The organism is Ewingella sp. AOP8-B2-18 (assembly GCF_052376015.1).
Classification (GTDB): domain Bacteria; phylum Pseudomonadota; class Gammaproteobacteria; order Enterobacterales; family Enterobacteriaceae; genus Ewingella; species Ewingella allii.
In genome coordinates this window covers 848,300-869,180 of sequence record NZ_JBQSVB010000001.1, presented here as the reverse complement: position 1 = coordinate 869,180, position 20,881 = coordinate 848,300, and the positions used below count along the sequence as shown (strand labels likewise).

Here is a 20,881-nt window from a genome sequence, read left to right as displayed (position 1 = left end):
AACGTTTCAGGGTGTTCTGCCGCGCATTTTTCGCATACTCTCATGATAAATTCTCATGCAAATTCATCAGAGTGTTTTGATATAAATCACTAAGCAATAAATATAAATTATTCCTTTTTTCACCTGCGCCTATCCCCTATGCCCTTCGCGTTGAATCAAGGCAGCATGCGAACAAACCCCGGTTAGCTTACCTGCGTAAGTGTTTCAGGCGAATGAACGCGGCCAACCTTGAGACAAGACGCAAGAGTCTGGAGATAACAGGTTTTCGCCACCCCGGAGATAATTAGATGAAAGATAAAAATTCCGCTTTGACGCAATTAATGCAGGATGCAAAACTCAGCCGCCGCGGCTTTATTACCAGCGCTGCTGCTGTGGGTATTACCACCGCCTATGGTCTTTCCCCCCTGTCTGCTTTTGCAGCCGAGCCAAAAAAAGGTGGCGTATTAAAATTGGGAATGTCAGGCGGTAACACCAGCGATTCTTTAGATCCCACATTATTCAGCGACTGGGTTCCGTTAAATCAGGCATATATGCTGATGAACGGTTTAGTCGAAATAGATGAAAATAACAAAGCGATTCCTGAACTTTTTGCCAGTTGGGAAGCCAAACCGGGCGCAACCGAATGGATATTCACTCTGCAAGACGGGGTAACATTCCATAACGGCAAGAAACTCGATGCCGACGACATTATTTACTCCATCAACCTGCATCGCGGTGATAAGACCAAAAGCGCCATCAAAACTCAGCTGTCGCCAATCACCGGTTTGACCAAGCAGGGCGACAACCAAATTGCGATCACGCTGGAAAGCGGCAACGCCGACCTGCCATACCTGCTGGCTGACTATCACTTGCTGGTGGTGCCGAACGGCTTTACCGACTGGTCACACCCGATTGGCACCGGCGGCTTTGTGTTTGACCAATACGAGCCGGGCGTGCGCTCGCTGTTTAAACGCAACCCTAACTATTGGAAGAAAGACCGCGCCTTCGTGGATGCCGTGGAAGTCATCGTCATCAATGACCCAACCGCGCGCACCAACGCCTTGATTTCTGGGCAGGTTCACGCCATTAACCGCGTCGATTTCAAAACCGTCGATTTTCTCAAACGCAGCCCGGCGCTGAACATCGTGCGCTCCTCCGGCGGCCAGCACTTCACCTTCCTGATGGACTGTAGCGTCGCGCCGTTCAATAACAACGACGTGCGCATGGCGATTAAACACGGCATTGACCGGCAGAAGATCCTCGACACGGTGCTGCGCGGCTACGGTTCACTCGGCAACGACCACCCCATCCCGAAAACCGATCGCTTCTTCAACCACAGCCTTGAGCAGCGTGTCTACGACCCTGACAAATCCGCCTTCTATCTGAAAAAGGCCGGGCTAACTGACCTCAAGCTAGAGCTATCCTCCTCCGACGCTGCCTTTGCCGGTGCTCTCGATGCCGCCGCCCTGTTCCAAGGGGAAGCGCAAAAAAGCGGCATTCAGGTCAGCATCAAGCGCCAGCCCGCTGACAGCTACTGGGACGACGTGTGGATGAAAGCGCCATTCAGCATGGGGTACTGGGGCGGCCGCCCGACGGCGGACCAGATGTTCTCCACCGCCTATCAGTCGACGGCGAAATGGAACGACACCCACTGGAAAGATGAGAAGTTCGACGCCCTGCTGCTGCAAGCCCGCTCCCTGCTGGACGACGGCAAGCGCGCTGAAATCTATGGCGAATTGCAAAGCATTGTCCGCGATAGCGGCGGCGCGATGATCCCCCTGTTTGGCGACTATCTTGACGCCGCCAACAAAAAAGTCGGCGGAATTAAACCGCATCCGATGTTCAACTTCATGGGTGGTCGTCTGGCCGAGCGCGTCTGGCTGGAGGCATGATGAAGAAGAAGATTTTACAACGCGTGCTGCTTGGGGTAGGCACGCTTTGGCTGGTTTCACTGCTGATTTTTGTGGGAACTGAAATGCTGCCAGGGGATGTAGCAACCGCCATTCTCGGCCAGAGCGCCACGCCGGAAACCGTGGCGGCGCTGCGCCTGCAACTGGGGTTGGACGAGCCGGCCGTGCTGCGCTATCTGCACTGGCTGGTGGGCATTCTGCACGGTGATTTAGGTAACTCTTTGGCGAATGGCAGACCTATCGGCAACGAGCTGCTGCCGCGCCTGGGGAATACGCTATTTTTGGCCGGTTACGCGGCCATTATCGCCATCCCGCTGGCCGTCGGTTTGGGGATTGCGTCCGCCATTTGGCGCGGCTCAATCTTCGACCGACTGGCCAATACCCTGACCCTCATCAGCATTTCGGTGCCGGAGTTCTTCGTGGGCTACGTGCTGGTGATCGCCTTCGCCATTCGCCTGACGTGGTTCCCCAGCCTGGCGATGGTCGACCCCAGCTCCTCGTTCGTCGACCGGCTCTACGTCTGCACTCTGCCGATGCTGACGCTGACGCTGGTGGTGCTGGCCCACATGTTGCGCATGACCCGCGCCTCGGTGACGGCGGTGATGTCCAGCCCGTACATTGAGAGCGCGGTGCTGAAAGGCGTGTCGCGCTGGCGGATTGTGGTGTCCCACGCCCTGCCCAACGCCCTCGCGCCAATCATTAACGTCGTCGCGTTTAACCTTGCCTATCTGGTGGTGGGGGTGATTCTGGTGGAAGTGGTGTTTGTCTATCCGGGTATCGGCCAGTACATGGTTGACGCCGTGACCAAGCGCGACCTGCCGGTGGTTCAGGCCTGCGGCCTGCTGTTTGGCGGCACCTACATCTTCCTCAATACCACCGCTGATTTGCTGGCGATTTGGTGTAACCCACGTTTACGCCACGCGCGCTAAGGCAGGAGCAACATGAATCATTCGCATAAAGCTTCATTTATCAGCAACATCCCGCTGTCAGCGTGGATTGGCATCGTGATTATCGCGGTCAATCTGCTGGCGGCGATTTTTGCCCCGTGGATCGCGCCGCACAGCGAAACCGAACAGGTGGGTGACATCTGGCTATTACCCTCGGCGGCCACGCCGTTCGGCACCGACAGTCTGGGGCGCGACATGCTTTCACGCATTCTGTTTGGCGCTCGCACCACTATCGCCATCGCGCTGACCATCACCATTGCGTCATTCATTATTGGCATTATTAGCGGCTTCGCGGCGGCGATTTATGGCAAATGGGTGGACGTGGTGCTGTCGCGCATTGTCGATACCGTGATGTCGATTCCCGTGCTGATTTTCGCCTTGATGGTGCTCTCCGTGATGGGTACCTCCATTCCGGTTCTGGTGCTGACTATCGCTCTGCTCGACGCCACCCGGGTTTTCCGTTTGGCTCGCTTAGTGGCGCAAGCCATTGTTTGCCAAGAGTATGTTGAAGCTGCTCGTCTGCGCGGTGAAGGCCTGCGCTGGGTGCTAACCAAAGAGATCCTGCCCAACGCCATGCCGCCGCTGCTGGCCGAGTTCGGCATGCGTTTCTGCTTCACCTTCCTGTTTATCGCCGGACTGAGCTTCCTCGGCTTGGGCATTCAGCCGCCTTACGCCGACTGGGGCAGCATGGTGCGCGACAACGCGCAGGCGATTAACTTCGGTCAGTTCGCGCCGCTCTACCCGGCTGCGGCCATCGCGCTGCTGACCATTGGCGTCAATTTGGTAGTTGACTGGCTACTGGCCCGCAACAGCCTGCCGCACGGAGAAGAAGCATGACGGACAACAAGCAAGACCTGATCCTCGAAATGCGCGGGCTGCGCATCGAAACCCTCGACGGCTCGCCGCTGGTGCAGGACATCTCCCTGACGCTGGCGAAAGGCGAAATTCTCGGGCTGATTGGCGAATCTGGCGCGGGGAAATCCACCATTGGCTTAGCCGCGCTGGGCTATGCGCGACAGGGCTGCCGAATTAGCGGCGGCGAAGTGATTGTCGATGGCACCGACATTGTCTCCCAACCCGCGCGAGTCAAACGCCAGTGGCGCGGCCGCCGCGTGGCCTATGTGGCACAGAGCGCGGCGGCGGCCTTTAACCCGGCGCTGACCATTGAAAAACAGGTGTGTGAAGGCCCCATTCGCCACGGATTGATGAGCAAAGAAGAGAGCCGCCAGTGGGCCATCACCCTGTTCCGCTCGCTGGACCTGCCGGACCCGGAAAATATTGGCAAACGCTATCCCCACCAGCTTTCCGGCGGCCAGTTGCAGCGCGCCATGGCGGCAATGGCCATGTCCTGCAAACCCGACTTGCTGGTGATGGATGAACCTACCACCGCGCTGGACGTTACCACTCAGATTGAAGTGCTGGTGATGCTGCGCAAGCTGGTGCGCGAGTTCAATACCGCTGCGCTGTACATCACCCATGACCTCGCCGTGGTGGCCCAGCTGGCGGACCGCATCATGGTGCTGCGCCACGGCAAAGAAGTGGAAACTGGCAATACCGCGCAGATCCTTAGCTCGCCAAAAGAGGAATACACCCGCCGCTTAGTGGCCGAGCGCGAACACGCGGCAGAAACCGTGACCGCCGCCCAGCCAGAAGCCCTGGCGGCTTTGCTGACCATCAAACAGCTGAGTACCGGCTACAACGGCAAGAAAGTGGTCAATGACGTCAACCTGCAACTGGCGCGCGGCAAAACGCTGGCGGTGATTGGCGAGTCGGGTAGCGGCAAAAGTACCCTCGCCCGCGCGCTGGTTGGCCTGCTGCCGGATACCCAAGGCAGCGTCGAGTTCGACGGCGTCACCCTCTCGCCGCTCTACCAACAGCGGCAGAAAGAGACGCTGCGCCGCATTCAGATGATCTATCAGCTACCGGACGTGGCGCTCAACCCGCGCCAGACCATTCTTGAGCTGATTGGTCGCCCGGTGGCGTTCTACTTCGGGCTGAGTAAACGCGAAGTGCGAGCCAAGGTGGAAGAGCTGCTGACCCTGACCGAACTGCCGCTGAAGCTGATTGACCGATATCCGGGCGAGCTGTCCGGCGGCCAGAAGCAGCGCGTCTGTATCGCCCGCGCGCTGGCGGCCCAGCCGGAGCTAATTATTTGCGATGAAGCCACCTCGGCGCTCGACCCGCTGGTGGCCGAAGAGGTACTCAACCTGCTGCGCCGCCTGCAAGAGCAGTTGGGGCTTTCCTACCTGTTTATCACCCATGACCTCGGCACGGTGAAGCGCATTGCCCATCAGGTGGCGGTGATGTATCAGGGCAACATTGTTGCCAGCGGTGACACCCGTGTGGTGTTCAGCCCGCCGATGCACCCGTACACTGAAAAACTGCTGACCTCGGTGCCGGAAATGCGCACCGACTGGTTGGACGACGTGCTGGCGCTGCGTTCCTCCTCTTCTTCCGACAAGACATCTTTGACAGGCGCACTATGACCACAAAACGCATTATTACTGAGTTCCCGCATTCGGTGACCACCATCGAGCATCTGTGGATCAAACTGAGTGACGGCACCCGCCTCGCCGCCCGTTTATGGCTGCCGGACAGTGCGGCGGACCAGCCGGTTCCGGCCATTTTGGAATACATTCCCTACCGTAAACGAGACGGAACCCGCACCCGCGACGAGCCGATGCACGGCTATTTCGCCGGTAATGGCTACGCCGTGGTGCGCGTGGATATGCGCGGCAGCGGCGAGTCCGACGGGCTGCTGGCGGATGAATATCTGATGCAAGAACAGGACGACGCGCTGGAAGTGATTGAGTGGATCACCCAGCAGGCGTGGTGTAGCGGCAATGTCGGCATGATGGGGAAATCATGGGGCGGCTTTAACGGCTTGCAGGTGGCGGCACGTCGCCCGGCGGCGCTAAAAGCGGTGATCACCGTCTGCTCCACCGACGACCGCTACGCCGATGATATTCACTACAAAGGCGGCTGCCTGCTCAATGACAACCTCTGGTGGGGCGGCATCATGCTGGCTTATCAGAGCCGCCCTTCTGACCCGGCGCTGGTCGGCGAAGGCTGGTACAACGAGTGGCTCAATCGCCTCGAAAACATGCCGTTCTTCCCGGCATTGTGGATGGAACACCCGCTGCGCGATCGCTACTGGCAGCACGGTTCCGTCTGCGAGGACTGGTCGGCGATTCAATGCCCGGTGTTAGCCATTGGTGGTTGGGCAGATGCCTATAGCAACGCGGTGTTCCGCCTGATGGACAACTTGCAGGTGCCGCGCCGCGCCATTATTGGCCCGTGGGCGCATATTTACCCGCAGGACGGCACACCGGAACCGGCGATTGGCTTCTTGCAAGAGGCGGTACAGTGGTGGGATCACTGGCTGAAAGGCGAACAAAACGCCGCGATGGACGGCCCGATGGTGCAAGCCTGGCTGCAAGACAGCCAGCCGCCGTCGGCCCAGCGCCCGGTAAGCAAAGGCCAGTGGGTCGGCTTTGATAAGGGCACTGCCAGTAATGTGACTCATGAGCCTCGCTGGCTAACGCGCGGGCAGTTGAATGCTCACCCGGACGCAGAAGCCGGCGTGATTTCCATCTGCTCGCCGCAGAACCACGGCCTGATGGCCGGTGAATGGATGGGCGCGGGCGTGCTGGGTGAAACGCCGCCGGACCAGCGGGTGGATGACGGCAATGCCGAAATCTTTGACGGCCAGCCGCTGGCCGAGCCGCTGTCTATCTTCGGCTTCCCGCAGTTCACCGTCGAGCTGAGCAGTGATAAACCGGCCGCCATGCTCTACGTGCGGCTGTCGGACGTCTCGCCAGAGGGCGCGGTCAATCGCGTAACCCACGGCTGGCTGAATCTGAGTCACTTACAGGGGCATGATAAATCTGTACCGCTGGTGCCGGGGCAGAAAGTGCGGGTACCGGTACAGTTGGACGGCATTGCCCATCGTTTCGAAGTCGGCCATCGTCTGCGGGTGTCGCTGGCCACCACCTATTGGCCGATGATTTGGCCAATGCCGGAAGCCGCCACCCTAACCCTCGACCTGCACAGCGCCCAGCTTTCGCTGCCGGTGTGCCACCAGCCGCTGGTGATTGACGGCCCCATCAAAGAGCCGCAAAGCGCCGCGCCGACGCCGCAAACCGTGCTGACTCAAGGCCGCGTTGACCGTTCGATCAGTTACGACTTCCTGACGGATGAGTGGACCAGCGTGACCAATGGCGAAGGCGGCGTGTTTGGCGAAGGGGTTTATCGTTTCGACGACATTGATACCACTGTAGACCACAACCTGCGCCGTGAGCTGGTGGTCGGCAATGCTGACCCGCTGTCGGCGCGCTATCTGCTGACGCAGACCATGAAAATTGGCCGCGAGGGTTGGCAGATTGAAGCCGTGATCACCTTAGAAATGCGCAGCGACCTGACCCATTTCATCGTCAGTGGCGATATGGTGGTCAGCCTGAATGGTGAAGAAGAGTTCACCAAGTACTGGCACGAGCGTATTCCTCGCTAACGCGGATTACTTTTTCTGCGGCTGAATGGCCGTGATCTCGTCATAGCTTAAAACCCGCCCATCTTGTGAACGCAGTTCTATGGTTTGCAAAGGTTGGCGGGTTTCTTTATCTACCATTTCGGTGAAAGGTTCGTTCTCGTCAAACAGGTATTTGCTTCCCCACTGGCTTAACGCCACCATGATCGGGCGGAGCGCTTTACCCTTCTCCGTCAGCACATAGTCCTGATACGCCGATCCGTCGGCGGCGGGTTCAATACGCAAAATCCCTTCAGCCACCATCGACTTCAGACGCGTGCTGAGGATGTTCTTCGCTGCGCCAAGGCTGCGCTGAAACTCGCTAAAGCGCGTTAAGCCAATCATCGCATCGCGCACGATAAGCAAGGTCCACCAGTCGCCAATCAAATCCAGCGAACGCGTGGCCGGGCAGACGCTGTCATCCATTCGGGTTCTTTTCATTGCCGTTCTCTCTTAGCTGTTCTCTGCAAACTGTTCTCTATAAACAGGGCCGAGTAGCAAAATGTGCCCTGCTTAAAAATCTGGTTGCATTATAAAACCACCTGCCGTACAAATGCACCTAGTTTAATAATTAAACCAACCCAAACACTGAAAAGGAACACCCAAATGTCGCAATCTACTCAACATAAACCTGTTGCTTTAATCACCGGCGCTTCCACCGGCATTGGTGCGGTTTACGCCGATCGCCTGGCGAAACGTGGCTATGACCTGGTGCTGGTCGCCCGAAATGCCAAACGCATGGAAAATGTAGCGCAGCCGCTGCGCGCGGCGGGCACTCATGTGGAGATCATCGCCGCCGATTTGACTGAGCATAACGACCTGCTGCGCGTGGAAGATTTCATCCGCCAACACCCGGAGATTTCTCTGCTGGTGAATAACGCGGGTTCCACCACGCCGGGCGGATTTGGCTCAACCGACGTTGAGTCGATTGATCATCTGATTCGCCTGAATGTCACCTCGGTGGCTCGTCTTTCCCGCGTGGCGCTGGACGGCCTGCTGAAGCACAAAGATGGCGCGATCATTAACATTTCATCGGTGATGGCCTTCGCCCCTGAGCTGAATAAAGCGGTGTATACCGCCTCGAAATCCTTTGTGCTGACCTTCTCACAGACGCTGCAAAGCGAGCTGGAACAGCAAGGTCTGTACGTGCAGGCCGTGCTGCCAGCCGCGACGCGAACTGAGATTTGGGACCACGCGGGTCAGAACGTGGACGACCTGCAAGGGGTGATGGAAGTGGCTGATTTGGTTGACGCCGCGCTGGTCGGCTTTGACCTTAAAGAGAAAGTCACCATCCCGCCGCTGCAGGATGAAAAGCTGTGGACTGACCATGAAGCGACGCGCATTGGCCTGCTGACCAACTTCGCCCACTCCACGCCGGGCGCCCGTTACACTCGCTAACAGCCGCAGGATGGCTGGCGAACAAATTCGCTGGTCATCCGCTTTACTCTTTGCAAATATAACATTCCGTTAACGTCATTCGGATATGTGAAGTATGCCAGCCCCCGCCACCAGCGTGACTTATGGAATGTCGCAGCGCAGCGACCGCCCTGACTTTTATATCCGCGATCAGTCCGAACGCCCGGCGTTGATGCAGCCACACCGACATGACTACTTCCAGATCCAGCTCAACTGCGGCACGGATAGCGTCCAGCACATCGGCGGCGCCATTCGCCCCTTTACCTATCGCACGATTGCTTTTATTCAGCCGCACCGCCTGCATTTCATTCCTCATCCCGAGGATGGCCGCTCGATGGTGATCAACATTTCTGCGCCCTTTTTGCTGCGCAATACCGCCATGGACACGCTGGATTTAGACGACATTCCGCTGGCTGACGTGCCGGAATTAGCGCCGTTTCGCTTTCAGGAGTATCTCGACTTTGTCATGTCCGAAGAGGACTTTGCCGAGATAACCTTGCTGCTGGAGAAGATGCGCCAGTGCGACCGCCAGCGGGAGTTTGGCGATGATCTGCGCCTGCGCGGCTACCTGCTGCAATTGCTCGGGCTGGTGTGTTATCGCTATCAGCAGCCGCTGCAAGAGATGGCAGCGCGTAACGCCGAGAAGCGCGGCCAGCAGGCGGCGCTCAACCGCACGCTACGCTATATCCGCCGCCAGCTGGCAGACCCACAGCTGAACCTGACCGATGCCGCCGCCGCGGCCTTTATTTCTCCTAACTATTTGACCCACCTGCTGCGCAAAACTATCGGCAAAACCTTCTCCGAGCTGGTGCTGGAGCGGCGGATGCGGCTGGCGCGTATGAAGCTCACCACTAGCAGTGAGAGCATTGCCGAGATAGCCCGCCAGTGCGGCTACACCGACGACGCCTACTTCTCGCGGCGCTTCCGCCAGGCCCACGGCGTGCCGCCGGGCAAGTTCCGCCAGTCGCCGACTGACTTCTAACGCCGATATCCTCTTTTTGTCCAAAAACAGCATGGATCTGTCCAGTTTAAACCCGGCGGTTTTACGCGACACTGCAACTCAGACATCGCCATAAACCGAAGGAAGACAATATGACTGATTACGTATTTCCCCCTGCCACCACGCCGTCTCTGGCGATTGAAGGTGAAGAGGCACGCTTCCCATTACGCCGCGTTTACTGCGTCGGCCAGAACTATGCCGCGCACACCCGCGAAATGGGCCACGATCCTGATCGTGAACTGCCTTTCTTCTTCAGTAAACCGGCGGATGCGGTGATCCCAGCCAGCGGCAACGTGCCTTATCCGTCACAGACTGAGCTGCTGCATTATGAAGTGGAGTTAGTCGTGGCGATTGGCGTTGGCGGCAAAAATATCGCCGTGGACAACGCGCTAGACCACGTGTGGGGCTACACGGTGGGTGTCGATTTAACCCGTCGCGACCTGCAATCCGTAGCGAAAAAGGCGGGACGTCCTTGGGATTTAGCCAAAGGCTTTGACGCCTCTGCGCCGACTAACCCGCTGCTGCCGGTCAGTAAGGTGGGGCATCCGGTGAAAGGAATTATCTGGTTGAGCGTGAACGGCGAAGAGCGCCAGAACGGCCATCTAAGTGAGTTGATTTGGAAAGTGCCGGAAGTGATCAGCCTGCTGTCTGAGGCGGTTGAACTGCAACCCGGCGACCTGATTTTCACAGGGACCCCGGCAGGCGTAGGTGAAATCAAACGCGGCGATGTGGTGACTGGCGGTATCAAAAACATCGGGACGTTCAGCTTCACCCTCGTCTGATAAAGGCTGGCTTGTTGTTAAATCAAAGGTGTTAAATTATTGGCGTCCGGTCACCGGGCGCTTTCTCCTCTAAAGTGCGCTCCACGATGGGTGCCAACTTCTCAAAACCACAGGCCGTCGCCGGGTCGAACAGTGAAAGTGACTCAATTTGATTGAGCAAAATCACCTTGCGGAAATTCAACGCGTTATTCGGCTCAGACACCGGGGTTATCCAGTGCTTCTGGTAGTAAGCCGCATAGTTATGCTCCACCACCAACTGCTGGGTGTCGCGATCGCGAAAACCACTGATCATCGGGATAACCACTACGTTATCTGATGACGAGGTTTCACAGCGCGCGGTATGCACCATGCCGATATATACCCGATGCGAGTTCAGGGTGATATACACCATGTCGCCCTGTTCCATGCACTGATACAAAATCCCTTCGACGCCGTTGGCGCTGGTCAACTGCTTATAAAGCTGCCTGCGCCCGGCAGTGTTCAGCCTCAGCCCCGGCGACCAGGTGGTGCGGATCAGACAGAGCATCACTGACACGCAAAGCATAATCACCACGGGTGCCTGAATACCCAGGAAACTCCAGTTAATGAAGTCGCGGTGGTAATGCACGTGCTCGGGAATCGCCCGCATCTCCGGCAAATGGTTAATACCAATGGAAATGCCCCACAGCAGCAGATAAACCAACGCAATCACTATTACGCCCTGCAAAACGAAAATGCAGCCGTACAGTGCGACCAGGAAATAGACATCCCAGCCAAAGGTGCGTTTGAGTTTAAAGCGCGTGGAAACGTTGCGCGTGGTGTACCAGTAGCCGCACACCATTAAAACCATAAATACTGCTGTTGCCATTAAAGTACGCTCATCTTTTTGACGTGACGGGTGAAGTCCTGCTGCACCTGCTCGTTGGCAGGATTCACAGACGCGATGCCGTTTTCATCAATCAGAATACGCTCACCCTCCTCGATAGTTTCCTGAATGTCATTCGCACTAAACAGCCCTAAAAATTGCTCAGGACTGGAAAATATTCGCATGACGATTTTCAGCATATTGCCTCCATTTTGGTTTAAGAAAGATAGAGTGTAGTCAAGAAAGACGGCAAAGCACGGTATGGCGGGGGTTTTCGGATTAGTTACTGGTTGAACTTACAGGTAAAAAAAGAGCACAGCGCGATGCTGTGCTCCTGAGTTTGCTCGGTCAGTGGGAAAAGGAATTAGCTTTTCGCTTCGCCGGCATGGTGCGCTTCTTCATGCGCGGCCTGCTCGGCTTTGACTTCTTTGGCGCGGTTACGCAGACCAAACCAGCCCAGCACCAGCAGAAGAATCAGTACCGGAATAGTGGCGACGGTGTAAGTACCGTTCGGGTAGTCGAAGGCCATCAGCACCAGTACGCCCGCCAGGAAGGCTAAGGTCAGCCAAGAGGTCACCGGCGCCCAAGGCATTCTGAAAGACACCTCTTTCGCCTTGCCCTCTTTGATGGCTTTACGCAGCTTCATCTGGCAAACGATGATGAATGCCCAAGAGCTAAGAATACCCAGCGACGCGACGTTCAGCACGATTTCAAACACCTGCGACGGCACGTAGTAGTTAAGCACCACGCCGATGATGTAGATTGCCACGGTCACCAGGATCCCAGCGTAAGGCACCTGCTGGGCGTTCATTTTAGACATGAACTTCGGCGCGGAGCCGCCCATCGACAGGGAACGCAGGATACGACCAGTAGAGTACAGGCCAGAGTTGAGGCTCGACAGCGCTGCGGTCAGAACCACGATATTCATAATGGTGCCGATGTAAGGCACGCCCAGCTTGCTGAAGAAGGTCACGAACGGGCTTTGGCCTGCCTGATACGCATTCCACGGCAGCAGCAGCACCAACAGCACCACGGACCCAACGTAGAACAGCGCGATACGCCAGATAACGCTGTTAATGGCTTTCGGCAGAATGGTTTCAGGATCTTTAGTTTCACCCGCCGCCGTGCCGACCAGTTCGATGGCGGCGAAGGCGAAGACCACGCCCTGCACCAGCACTAAGGCAGGCAGCAAGCCGTGCGGGAAGATGCCGCCGTTTTCGGTGATCAGGTGCAGGCCGGTTGAGCCGCCCGCCACTTCTTTGCCGGTGCCCAGCACCACCACGCCGACAATCAGGAACAGCGCGATGGCCGCCACTTTGATCAGCGCAAACCAGAATTCCATTTCGGCGAACCATTTCACGCCAATCATGTTCATGGTGCCAACGATGGCCAGTGCGCCAAGGGCGAACATCCACTGAGGTACATCACCGAAGGTGCCCCAATAGTGCATATAGAGCGCCACGGCGGTGATATCCACGATGCCGGTCATTGCCCAGTTGAGGAAGTACATCCAGCCCGCCACGTAGGAGGCTTTTTCGCCTAAGAACTCGCGGGCGTAGGAAACGAAGCTGCCGCTGGTTGGACGGTGTAAAACCAATTCGCCCAGTGCGCGCAGGATGAAGAAAGAGAAAATACCGCAGACCGCGTAGACAATTGCCAGTGCCGGACCCGCCATTTGTAAGCGCGCACCTGCACCTAGGAATAAACCGGTACCGATAGAACCACCAATGGCAATCATCTGAACCTGACGATTGCCCATACTCTTGTGATATCCGTCTTCGTGTGAATCCAACCAACGTCGCTTAGCGGCCTGTTTCGCCTCAGCGGACTTTCTATGTAATCGCATTCTTTCCTGTTCTCCAAAAATGCCCGCAGCCTGAATTCTCCCAACAGGCAAACGGTTGCAGATGTTGACGCTTACGCGGTGTGTTCCGCTCTATTATTTTTAGCCTAACTGAAAATACTCGGTGAACTGACTTACGTGAAAGCAGCAGCCAACCCTGCTGTGGAGTGCTGGATTGAGAGTATTAACGGCGGTGGATGCTACCTGTATTGTGCATTTGAGGCAAAAAAAACCTATCTCTAAGTGTGAGGAAAATCGCCTTATGGATGGATTATTAAGAAGAGTCCTAGGTATAAATGCCGCAAAAATAGCCGATTGATAATGGCTTATTCTGGCCGCTACTGGTGTCACCAGACAAAAAAGCCCGCGCTGGCGGGCCTTTATGCTTTATGAGTTGTCACTCGGCGGTTTTGGTTCCACAACTTTCTTTGCGCACCCTTTCGATGTTGATGGAAAGGTACATCATCTCTTCCTTGCTCAATGCGCGCTGATAGGTGGCGGCGAGGAAGAGACTGATCTTCTCAGCACAGCCCCAGGCCTGCGGATAGCTCTCTTTAACCGCGACATAGAGCGCGACATCGTCGTCGGGCACCTGCGCGTGGCTGAACATTCGCTGGGCGAAAAACTTCAGGTGAGTGACAAAACGGTGGTAGCTCAGCGCCTCCTGGTCATACTCCAGCCTTAGCTGATATTTCACCAGATGTAGGATCTCCTGCATCACCTTGGTGATCTGTTTCACCTGCGACATATCGCCATCCAGCTGCCCGTTGACCAGGTGCAGCGCGATAAATCCCGCCTCGTCGTCCGGCAGCCTGACGCCCAGCCGACTGGAAATAATCGCTAACGCCTCGACGCCCAGCGCGTACTCCTTCGGGTAGAGCCGCCGGGTTTCCCACAGCAGCGCGTTGCTCAGAGGCACGCCCTGCCTCTGCCGTTCCAGCGCGAAATAGCAGTGATCGGTCAGCGCAACATAGAGATTCTCCTGCAATTTCCCCAATCGCTGGCTGGCAAGCTGGATGATCTGGTCGCAGGTGGTCATCACCTCCATGGGAATGTGGCTCAGCAATTCCGAGAGCCGCGCCACCAGTTGATCGCTTTGCAGCGCAAAGACTTTTTCCACTTTGCTATCGTCAACCCGATCGCCAACCTGCTTCTGAAACGCCAATCCCCGGCCCATCACGACCTGTTCCCGATGCTGTGGGTCGAGCACTAACACCACGTTATTATTGAGTATTTTGGTGATTTCCATTGCCTTCCCCTGAAAAACAAAAAACCTGACCCCTTCCGCAGAGAAGTGATCAGGTTTTGCCTGCCAAAGCAGTAACAATCCAGAACCGAACTTTACCAGTTTTCGCCATCCTCTCAATCTGAGCGCGGCGCAAATGTGATAAGGATCGCGGGTTAGGCTTTTAGCGTGGCACCGTGGTTTTTAATAATATCGGCATACCAGTAGAAGCTTTTCTTGCGGCGGCGTTCCAGCGTCCCCTTGCCCTGATCGTCGCAATCCACGTAAATAAAACCGTAGCGTTTGGAGAATTCCGCCTTAGAAGCGCTCACCAGATCGATAGGTCCCCAGCTGGTGTAGCCCATCACTTCTACGCCGTCGGCGATGGCTTCGCGCACCTGCACCAGATGGTCATTGATGTATTGAATACGATAGTCGTCGTTGATGCTGCCGTCGGCTTCAACTTGATCGCGCGCGCCCAGCCCGTTTTCGACGATAAACAGCGGTTTTTGGTAACGATCGTACAACTCATTCATCAAGTAGCGCAGACCGACCGGGTCAATCTGCCAGCCCCACTCAGAGCTAGCGAGGTGCGGATTGGGCACCATATTGAGAATATTGGCGCGCGCCGCCTGATTCTGCTGCGGGTCGGTGGTGACACAGCCGGTCATGTAATAACTGAAGGAGATAAAATCCACCGTATGCTTCAGCGTCGCGATATCCTCAGGGGTGATGTCCAGCTCAATCTGATGCTGTTTGAAGAAACGTTTCATGTAAGCCGGGTAATAACCGCGCACCTGCACATCGCCAAAGAACAGCCAGTCGCGGTTCTGCTGCTGGGTTTCCAGCACGTCGGCAGGCTTGCAGCTCAGGGGATACAGCATGCCGCCCAGCAGCATATTGCCGACTTGGCCGCCTGCAACAATCTCATGGCAGGCTTTTACCGCGCGGGCGCTGGCCACCAGCTGATGGTGGATTGCCTGATAGATCGCCTGTTTGCTACTGTCCGCCGCCAGCCCGACGCCGGTAAATGGCGCGTGCAGTGACATATTAATTTCGTTGAATGTCAGCCAGTGCTTCACTTTATGTTGATAACGGTCGAACACCGTACGGGCATAATTTTCGAAGAAATCTATGGTCTTACGGTTGCCCCAGCCGCCGTAGTTTTCCACCAAACCATAGGGCATTTCGTAGTGTGACAACGTCACAAGCGGCGTGATACCGTACTTTTTCATCTCATCAAACAGCCGATCGTAGAACGCCAATCCGGCTTCATTGGGCTGCGTTTCATCTCCCTGCGGGAAGATACGCGTCCAGGCAATCGAAGTGCGCAGCACGGTGAAGCCCATTTCGGCGAACATTTTGATGTCTTCGGGGAAGCGATGGTAAAAATCAATGGCCTTGTCTTTGATGCCAAAATCACCCGGCACGCGCTGCTTTATCTCGCCGAAGATCCCCTGCGGCTGGAGGTCCGAGGTGGACAGCCCTTTGCCATCCGCCAAATAGGCTCCTTCCACCTGATTTGCGGCTACGGCCCCGCCCCATAAAAACCCGTCTGGAAAACGTTGAGTCATTGGTCTCTCCTTTGATTAGCGTAAAAGTGACAATAGTGGGCTTTGCTCCGCCACCGGCTGGCCGATGGCTGAAGCAATAACGTCCAGATAATCATCGCTGTTGCTGATAATTATCGGCGTCGTCAGGTCATATCCCGCGTCGGCGATGGCCTGTAAATCGAACTCGAGCAGCAAGTCTCCCTGCTTCACCTCGTCATTCACCTGCACGCGCGGGGTGAAGAAACGGCCATCGAGTTTCACCGTATCAATGCCGACGTGAATGAGTATTTCGGCGCCATCGCGGCTCTGAATCCCTAAGGCGTGATGCGTGCGGAACAGCGACACCAGCGTGCCGTCGCAGGGTGCAACGACTCGCCCAGTCTGTGGAATAACCGCCGTCCCCTTGCCCAACATGCCGCTGGCAAAAGTGGCATCCTTCACCTCGCTGAGCGCAATACAGTGGCCCGCCAGCGGGCTAAAAAGTGCTTCTTTGCTGCGCACCGGGGAAGATGTGACGGAGGTTGCCGGTGAAGCCGGAGTCGCGGCTTCGCGGCTCTCTTTGGCTGGCGGCGCGGCCTTGGCGGACAGCCCAAACAGCCAGGTTGCCACGGCGGCGAAGGCGAAAGCGAAACCGGCACCGACCAGTGCCGCCGTCACTGAACTGTCAAAGCCCGTCGGGGGGATCATCTGCGCGAAGGTGAACACGCTGGGCATGCCGAAGGAGTATGTGGTGCTGTGGTAGAAGCCCAGCACGGCGGCACCGATTGCGCCGCCGATGCAGCCAAAGATAAAGGGACGGCGCAGCGGCAGGGTCACGCCATACACCGCCGGTTCGGTGATCCCGAACAAACTGGCGCTAAATGCCGAACCCGCGATGCCCCTGAGTTTAAGATCTTTGGTGCGCAGCAGCACACCCAGCGTGGCCCCGGCTTGCCCCATCACGGCGGGCAGCACCAGCGGCATCAGGGTGTCTTGGCCCAGTACGCTGAGATTGTTGATCATCATCGGCACCAGCCCCCAGTGCAGGCCGAAAATCACGCAAACCTGCCAGAACGCGCCGACGAAAAGACCGGCAACCAGCGGGCTAACGCCATGAATATATTGATATCCGTTAGCCAGTTGCTGGCTCGCCCAGGTGGCCGTCGGCCCAATCAACAGGAACGTCAGCGGCACGATCACCACCAGACAAACCAGCGGCGTGAAGAAGTTGCGAATCGCGCTCGGCAACCTTGGGTTAATGCGTTTTTCCAGCCAGCAGGAGGCCCACGCGGCGAAAATAATTGGGATAACCGAGGAGCTATAATTGATAAAAGTCAGTGGGATACCGAAGAAATCCAGCGCCACGCTGTTGGCCGCCAGCGATGAGTCAAAAGCGGCAATCATCAGCGGGTGAGTCATGGCGCCGCCAATTGCCATCGTGATAAAGGGGTTGCCGCCAAACTTCTTCCCGGCGGTATAACCCAGAATAATAGGGAAGAAATAGAACAAGGCGTCACTGGCGGCGAACAACACCTTGTAGCCGCCGCTGTCGCTGCTCATCCATCCGAGGGCCAGCGCCAGCGACAAGAAGCCTTTCAAAATACCGGATGCGGCCAAAATGCCGATAAACGGGGTGAAAATGCCGGAAATCACATCAATAAAGCGCGCAAAGATGTTCTCTTTCACGCCGTTATTGCTGGCGACGTCGCCAGACTCTTCCCCTTTCATCGCCAGCGCGTCGAACACCTCGCCGACATGATTGCCAATGACTACCTGAAACTGCCCGCCGCTCTCCACCACCATAATCACGCCGGGGTTGCGTTTCAGGGTTTCGGCACAGGCCTTGCCGCTGTCCTTAAGCTTGAACCGCAAGCGAGTGGCGCAGTGCACCACGCTTTTTACATTTTCCCGTCCACCCACTCCTGAGAGGATTTCATCCGCTAAAACCTTATATTCCATTATCTTATCTCGTTCTGATGTGGTTGCGCCGTGCAGAGGCGAATCGCTAAGCACCTGAGTAAAGGCCAAAAAAAAACCTAAACTTGCTGTCTCTTGCACCGGCGGGGGTGAAGAAGCAGAAAGTTTAGGTTTTGCCTGATGAACAGTAACAATCCTGTTTTCTAGCCCTGAGTCTCTAGCGAACTATCCAAAGTTACAAGGGGGAAAAATAACCGGAGCGGGTAATTGTGATCGGGTTCATATTTCACCCACTCCGGCAGGGGCGAATTAAGGCACCGACTGCGGCAGTTCGCGCGGGCAGCCCTTGCGCCCGTTGAACAGCAGATAACTTGCCAGCGCCAGCAGCCAGACGCCCAGCGCGCCGTAGAGCAGCAGGTTGCCGAAGCCGTCAATCAGCGCCTGCTGAATGCCCGCGTTGAGCGTCGCGGATTCCGCCCCCGCCGCCACTCGCTCGGCCAGCGCGTAGAGTTCCCCCGACGCCATATTCACCGCACTATTCTCCCGCAGGCTGGCGGCAATCCCCGCCACCAGCAGGCTGCCCATCAGCGCGATATTTATTGCCAACGTGATAAGCCGCGCGCTGATATCAATCCCCGAGGCCATCCCCGCCCGGTTGCCCGGTACCGATCCCGTAGTGGTATTGGTCACCGGCGTATTAATCAGCCCCAGCGTAGCCCCCGCCAGCAGTGCGCCGGGCAGCAGCGTCCAGCCGTTGGCGGCAGCGATTTTCATCAACATAAAACTCGCCCCGAGGGTGAACAACCCCAGCGGGATAAAGCGCGCCGCGCCGAACTTCGCCACTAATCGCTCGGCCAGCGGCGGCATAATCAGCGTCGGCAACGTGTAGGCCAGCAGCGCCACGCCGGTGGCCAGACTGCTATAACCCAGCCCGACCTGATAGTAGACCGGCAGGTAAATCATCAGCGGCCAGAAGCTAAAGTTCATGCCAATAGAGCCCATCAGTGCGCCGGAAAATGGCCGAATGCGGAACACCGAAAAATCAAACATCGGGTGAGGATGGCGTTGCTCAATCCAGACAAACAGCAGCGCGCTCAGCAGGGTCAGCGCCACCAGCCCATAGGCCAAACTGCCTTGCCAGTCGAGGGTACTTCCCTGTGTTATCAACCAGGTACTGCCTAACACCGCAAGTGACAACGTCACAAGCCCGCCAATATCCAGCTTTTTGGCCTGCGGATCCCGTGAATCCACCACATTGTTCAAGGCTAAAAACAGTGTCACAACGGCGATAAACACGTGTACCAGAAATACCCATTGCCAGCTAAAGAGTGCCACCAACCCGCCGCCGATAATCGGCCCGAACCCTAGCCCAAAGCCAAACACCACGCCCCACGCGGCGAAGGCCGTGCTGCGCGCTCTGCCCTGTGGGAACTGGGTGGAGAGAATGGCAATCAGGCAGGTCAGCATCGCCCCGCCGCTCAGCCCTTGTAAGAAGCGGCCGAAAATAAGCCAGGGCGCGGTGGCCGCCAGCCCGCACATCAGCGAGGTGATTCCAAAGGCCGCGATGCTTACCAAAAAGACGCGCTTACGGCCGAAACGGTCAGCCAGCGTGCCCACCGCCATTAAGACCGAAGTACAGGCCAGCGTGTAGGCATTCATGATCCACTGTAGGTCTTTAAAGCTGGCGTGCATCTGCTGCTCCAGCACCGGTAAAATCACCGGCACGCTGGAGATCTCCAGCCCCGACATCAGTGCCGCGAGGCAGACCGCCACCAGCGCTAGCGTATTTTTAGTGTTTGTTGGCGTGCTCATACTCTTCCTACCCAAACGTTAAGTTGGCCCAGTATGGAAGATTGTAGGCGTGGTGGTAATTGGCACGGATGCCATGTATCGTCAATATTGTGCCAACTTTAGCCACTATTCATCTAAGGCCCGCCATGACTGCTTTCACACCCTCCAATTCGCATGCTCCCTTTAACCGCCGACTGGTGCTGCTGGCCTATGAGTGCCTGTGCACCTTTGAGTTTGGCACGGCGATAGAGGCCTTTGGCCGCGTCGACGACCAACTCGGCACGCCTCTCTATGATTTGGACGTCGCCTCGGTGGAAGACACCACCATTGGCGCGCAGGGTGGCGTGCGCCTGACGGTAGACGGCGGGCTGGAGCTGCTGGAAGACGCCGGAACCATTGTGATCCCCGGCTGGCGCAGCGTGCATGAAGCGCCGTCCCCGCAGCTGGTTGCCGCGCTGCAACGCGCCTACCAGCAGGGTTCGCGGATTGTTTCTATCTGTGCGGGGAGCTTTATCCTTGCCGCCACTGGCCTGCTGGATGGTAAAAAAGCCACCGCCCACTGGAACAGCACCGAGGAGCTGGCGCGGCAGTTTCCACAAGTTCAGGTACAGCACGGCGTCATTTATGTCGATGAAGGCAGATTGATCACCTCGTCCGGCGGCGCGGCGTGCGTGGATCTCTGTCTGTATCTGATTCGCCGTGATTATGGCGCGCAGGTGGCGAATCGCACGGCCCAGCGCATGGTCACTTCAACCCATCGCGAAGGCAATCAGGCCCAATATCTGCGCCAGCCGGTGTCGATTCTGCCGGGCAAAACCCTCTCGCCGCTGTTAGACAGCCTGCGCACCCGACTGAACACGCCGCTGGTGATTGAACAACTGGCCGCCGAGGCGGGAATGAGCCGCCGCACTTTCCTGCGCCGTTTTCACGACGCTACCGGCACCACGCCGGGGGAATGGATGCTCAGCGTAAAAATTGAAAACGCCTGCGCCCTGCTGGAGAGCAGCACGGTCAGCATTGAACGGGTGGCTGAAGAAGCCGGGTTTGGCTCGGTGGAGACGCTGCGCCACCATTTTCGCCAGCGCCTGGGCACCACGCCGACGCGCTTTCGCCAGCAATTCAGCGATCGGACAGCTATTTAGCTTCAGCCATAAAAAAGGCGCACCGGAG

General features: G+C 57.0%; 17 protein-coding genes. 9 read left to right on the top strand and 8 right to left on the bottom strand.

What is annotated here, in order from left to right:
* Nucleotides 1–287: 287 nt before the first annotated feature.
* Genes ACT3RR_RS04030 through ACT3RR_RS04010 form a run of 5 tightly spaced genes read left to right on the top strand, consistent with a single transcriptional unit; the run spans nucleotide 288 to nucleotide 7,346 of the window.
* On the top strand, nucleotides 288–1,871 hold the full coding sequence (locus ACT3RR_RS04030; protein ID WP_496199796.1) for an ABC transporter substrate-binding protein: 1,584 nt from the start codon (nucleotides 288–290) through the stop codon (nucleotides 1,869–1,871).
* The gene (locus ACT3RR_RS04025) at nucleotides 1,871–2,818 is read left to right on the top strand and encodes an ABC transporter permease (RefSeq protein ID WP_034789813.1); all 948 of its coding nucleotides are present in this window, start codon (nucleotides 1,871–1,873) and stop codon (nucleotides 2,816–2,818) included. The genes ACT3RR_RS04030 and ACT3RR_RS04025 overlap by 1 nt, the downstream gene beginning before the upstream one ends.
* Nucleotides 2,819–2,830: 12 nt before the next feature.
* Nucleotides 2,831–3,673 carry an ABC transporter permease gene (locus ACT3RR_RS04020; RefSeq protein WP_353501804.1) on the top strand — a complete coding sequence of 281 codons (843 nt, stop codon included), beginning with the start codon at nucleotides 2,831–2,833 and terminating at the stop codon, nucleotides 3,671–3,673.
* Nucleotides 3,670–5,322 carry an ABC transporter ATP-binding protein gene (locus ACT3RR_RS04015; protein WP_353501803.1) on the top strand — a complete coding sequence of 551 codons (1,653 nt, stop codon included), beginning with the start codon at nucleotides 3,670–3,672 and terminating at the stop codon, nucleotides 5,320–5,322. Before ACT3RR_RS04020 ends, ACT3RR_RS04015 begins: the two co-directional genes overlap by 4 nt.
* Nucleotides 5,319–7,346 (top strand): CocE/NonD family hydrolase, encoded by a 2,028-nt coding sequence (locus tag ACT3RR_RS04010; protein ID WP_496199795.1) that lies wholly within the window; start codon nucleotides 5,319–5,321, stop codon nucleotides 7,344–7,346. The genes ACT3RR_RS04015 and ACT3RR_RS04010 overlap by 4 nt, the downstream gene beginning before the upstream one ends.
* Nucleotides 7,347–7,352: 6 nt before the next feature.
* On the opposite strand, the gene ACT3RR_RS04005 is transcribed toward ACT3RR_RS04010, so the two are convergent.
* Nucleotides 7,353–7,802 carry a winged helix-turn-helix transcriptional regulator gene (locus tag ACT3RR_RS04005; RefSeq protein ID WP_185687911.1) on the bottom strand — a complete coding sequence of 150 codons (450 nt, stop codon included), beginning with the start codon at nucleotides 7,800–7,802 and terminating at the stop codon, nucleotides 7,353–7,355.
* A gap of 165 nt (nucleotides 7,803–7,967) precedes the next feature.
* On the opposite strand from ACT3RR_RS04005, the gene ACT3RR_RS04000 reads away from it, so the two are divergent.
* The 3 genes from ACT3RR_RS04000 to ACT3RR_RS03990 all read left to right on the top strand — a co-directional run bounded on the left by ACT3RR_RS04000 (nucleotide 7,968) and on the right by ACT3RR_RS03990 (nucleotide 10,559).
* Nucleotides 7,968–8,759: an SDR family NAD(P)-dependent oxidoreductase gene (locus ACT3RR_RS04000; RefSeq protein ID WP_485903153.1), complete on the top strand. Its 792-nt coding sequence runs from the start codon at nucleotides 7,968–7,970 to the stop codon at nucleotides 8,757–8,759.
* A gap of 94 nt (nucleotides 8,760–8,853) precedes the next feature.
* Entirely contained in the window at nucleotides 8,854–9,759 is a 906-nt protein-coding gene (locus ACT3RR_RS03995) for a helix-turn-helix transcriptional regulator (protein WP_496199794.1), read from the top strand.
* A gap of 110 nt (nucleotides 9,760–9,869) precedes the next feature.
* Nucleotides 9,870–10,559 (top strand): fumarylacetoacetate hydrolase family protein, encoded by a 690-nt coding sequence (locus ACT3RR_RS03990; RefSeq protein WP_353501799.1) that lies wholly within the window; start codon nucleotides 9,870–9,872, stop codon nucleotides 10,557–10,559.
* Nucleotides 10,560–10,590: 31 nt separating this feature from the next.
* Here the strand turns inward: ACT3RR_RS03990 and ACT3RR_RS03985 are convergent, their stop codons facing one another.
* From ACT3RR_RS03985 to ACT3RR_RS03955, 7 genes are all read right to left on the bottom strand, one after another.
* Complete coding sequence (locus tag ACT3RR_RS03985) at nucleotides 10,591–11,406, bottom strand: hypothetical protein (protein ID WP_486029772.1); 816 nt, start codon at nucleotides 11,404–11,406, stop codon at nucleotides 10,591–10,593.
* Entirely contained in the window at nucleotides 11,406–11,603 is a 198-nt protein-coding gene (locus tag ACT3RR_RS03980; RefSeq protein ID WP_353501797.1) for a hypothetical protein, read from the bottom strand. The genes ACT3RR_RS03985 and ACT3RR_RS03980 overlap by 1 nt, the downstream gene beginning before the upstream one ends.
* A gap of 164 nt (nucleotides 11,604–11,767) precedes the next feature.
* The gene (gene ansP, locus ACT3RR_RS03975) at nucleotides 11,768–13,249 is read right to left on the bottom strand and encodes an L-asparagine permease (protein ID WP_185687915.1); all 1,482 of its coding nucleotides are present in this window, start codon (nucleotides 13,247–13,249) and stop codon (nucleotides 11,768–11,770) included.
* Between the two features lie 394 nt (nucleotides 13,250–13,643).
* Nucleotides 13,644–14,495, bottom strand: a complete 852-nt coding sequence (gene bglG, locus ACT3RR_RS03970) for a transcriptional antiterminator BglG (protein ID WP_496199793.1) — start codon at nucleotides 14,493–14,495, stop codon at nucleotides 13,644–13,646.
* 152 nt (nucleotides 14,496–14,647) lie between these two features.
* Nucleotides 14,648–16,045 carry a glycoside hydrolase family 1 protein gene (locus ACT3RR_RS03965; protein ID WP_496199792.1) on the bottom strand — a complete coding sequence of 466 codons (1,398 nt, stop codon included), beginning with the start codon at nucleotides 16,043–16,045 and terminating at the stop codon, nucleotides 14,648–14,650.
* 15 nt (nucleotides 16,046–16,060) lie between these two features.
* Nucleotides 16,061–17,962 (bottom strand): PTS beta-glucoside transporter subunit IIABC, encoded by a 1,902-nt coding sequence (gene bglF, locus ACT3RR_RS03960; protein ID WP_496199791.1) that lies wholly within the window; start codon nucleotides 17,960–17,962, stop codon nucleotides 16,061–16,063.
* Nucleotides 17,963–18,229: 267 nt separating this feature from the next.
* Entirely contained in the window at nucleotides 18,230–19,732 is a 1,503-nt protein-coding gene (locus tag ACT3RR_RS03955) for an MFS transporter (RefSeq protein WP_496199790.1), read from the bottom strand.
* Nucleotides 19,733–19,857: 125 nt separating this feature from the next.
* Here ACT3RR_RS03955 and ACT3RR_RS03950 point away from each other — a divergent pair, with 125 nt between their 5' ends.
* Nucleotides 19,858–20,853, top strand: a complete 996-nt coding sequence (locus tag ACT3RR_RS03950; RefSeq protein ID WP_353501792.1) for a helix-turn-helix domain-containing protein — start codon at nucleotides 19,858–19,860, stop codon at nucleotides 20,851–20,853.
* Nucleotides 20,854–20,881 lie beyond the last annotated feature (28 nt).

What these genes read in the sequence shown, in the direction of transcription:
- ACT3RR_RS04030 (WP_496199796.1), top strand. Translation starts at nt 288, where the DNA reads ATGAAAGATAAAAATTCCGCTTTGACGCAATTAATGCAGGATGCAAAA.
- ACT3RR_RS04025 (WP_034789813.1), top strand. Translation starts at nt 1,871, where the DNA reads ATGAAGAAGAAGATTTTACAACGCGTGCTGCTTGGGGTAGGCACGCTT.
- ACT3RR_RS04020 (WP_353501804.1), top strand. Translation starts at nt 2,831, where the DNA reads ATGAATCATTCGCATAAAGCTTCATTTATCAGCAACATCCCGCTGTCA.
- ACT3RR_RS04015 (WP_353501803.1), top strand. Translation starts at nt 3,670, where the DNA reads ATGACGGACAACAAGCAAGACCTGATCCTCGAAATGCGCGGGCTGCGC.
- ACT3RR_RS04010 (WP_496199795.1), top strand. Translation starts at nt 5,319, where the DNA reads ATGACCACAAAACGCATTATTACTGAGTTCCCGCATTCGGTGACCACC.
- ACT3RR_RS04005 (WP_185687911.1), bottom strand. Translation starts at nt 7,802, where the DNA reads ATGAAAAGAACCCGAATGGATGACAGCGTCTGCCCGGCCACGCGTTCG.
- ACT3RR_RS04000 (WP_485903153.1), top strand. Translation starts at nt 7,968, where the DNA reads ATGTCGCAATCTACTCAACATAAACCTGTTGCTTTAATCACCGGCGCT.
- ACT3RR_RS03995 (WP_496199794.1), top strand. Translation starts at nt 8,854, where the DNA reads ATGCCAGCCCCCGCCACCAGCGTGACTTATGGAATGTCGCAGCGCAGC.
- ACT3RR_RS03990 (WP_353501799.1), top strand. Translation starts at nt 9,870, where the DNA reads ATGACTGATTACGTATTTCCCCCTGCCACCACGCCGTCTCTGGCGATT.
- ACT3RR_RS03985 (WP_486029772.1), bottom strand. Translation starts at nt 11,406, where the DNA reads ATGGCAACAGCAGTATTTATGGTTTTAATGGTGTGCGGCTACTGGTAC.
- ACT3RR_RS03980 (WP_353501797.1), bottom strand. Translation starts at nt 11,603, where the DNA reads ATGCTGAAAATCGTCATGCGAATATTTTCCAGTCCTGAGCAATTTTTA.
- ansP (WP_185687915.1), bottom strand. Translation starts at nt 13,249, where the DNA reads ATGCGATTACATAGAAAGTCCGCTGAGGCGAAACAGGCCGCTAAGCGA.
- bglG (WP_496199793.1), bottom strand. Translation starts at nt 14,495, where the DNA reads ATGGAAATCACCAAAATACTCAATAATAACGTGGTGTTAGTGCTCGAC.
- ACT3RR_RS03965 (WP_496199792.1), bottom strand. Translation starts at nt 16,045, where the DNA reads ATGACTCAACGTTTTCCAGACGGGTTTTTATGGGGCGGGGCCGTAGCC.
- bglF (WP_496199791.1), bottom strand. Translation starts at nt 17,962, where the DNA reads ATGGAATATAAGGTTTTAGCGGATGAAATCCTCTCAGGAGTGGGTGGA.
- ACT3RR_RS03955 (WP_496199790.1), bottom strand. Translation starts at nt 19,732, where the DNA reads ATGAGCACGCCAACAAACACTAAAAATACGCTAGCGCTGGTGGCGGTC.
- ACT3RR_RS03950 (WP_353501792.1), top strand. Translation starts at nt 19,858, where the DNA reads ATGACTGCTTTCACACCCTCCAATTCGCATGCTCCCTTTAACCGCCGA.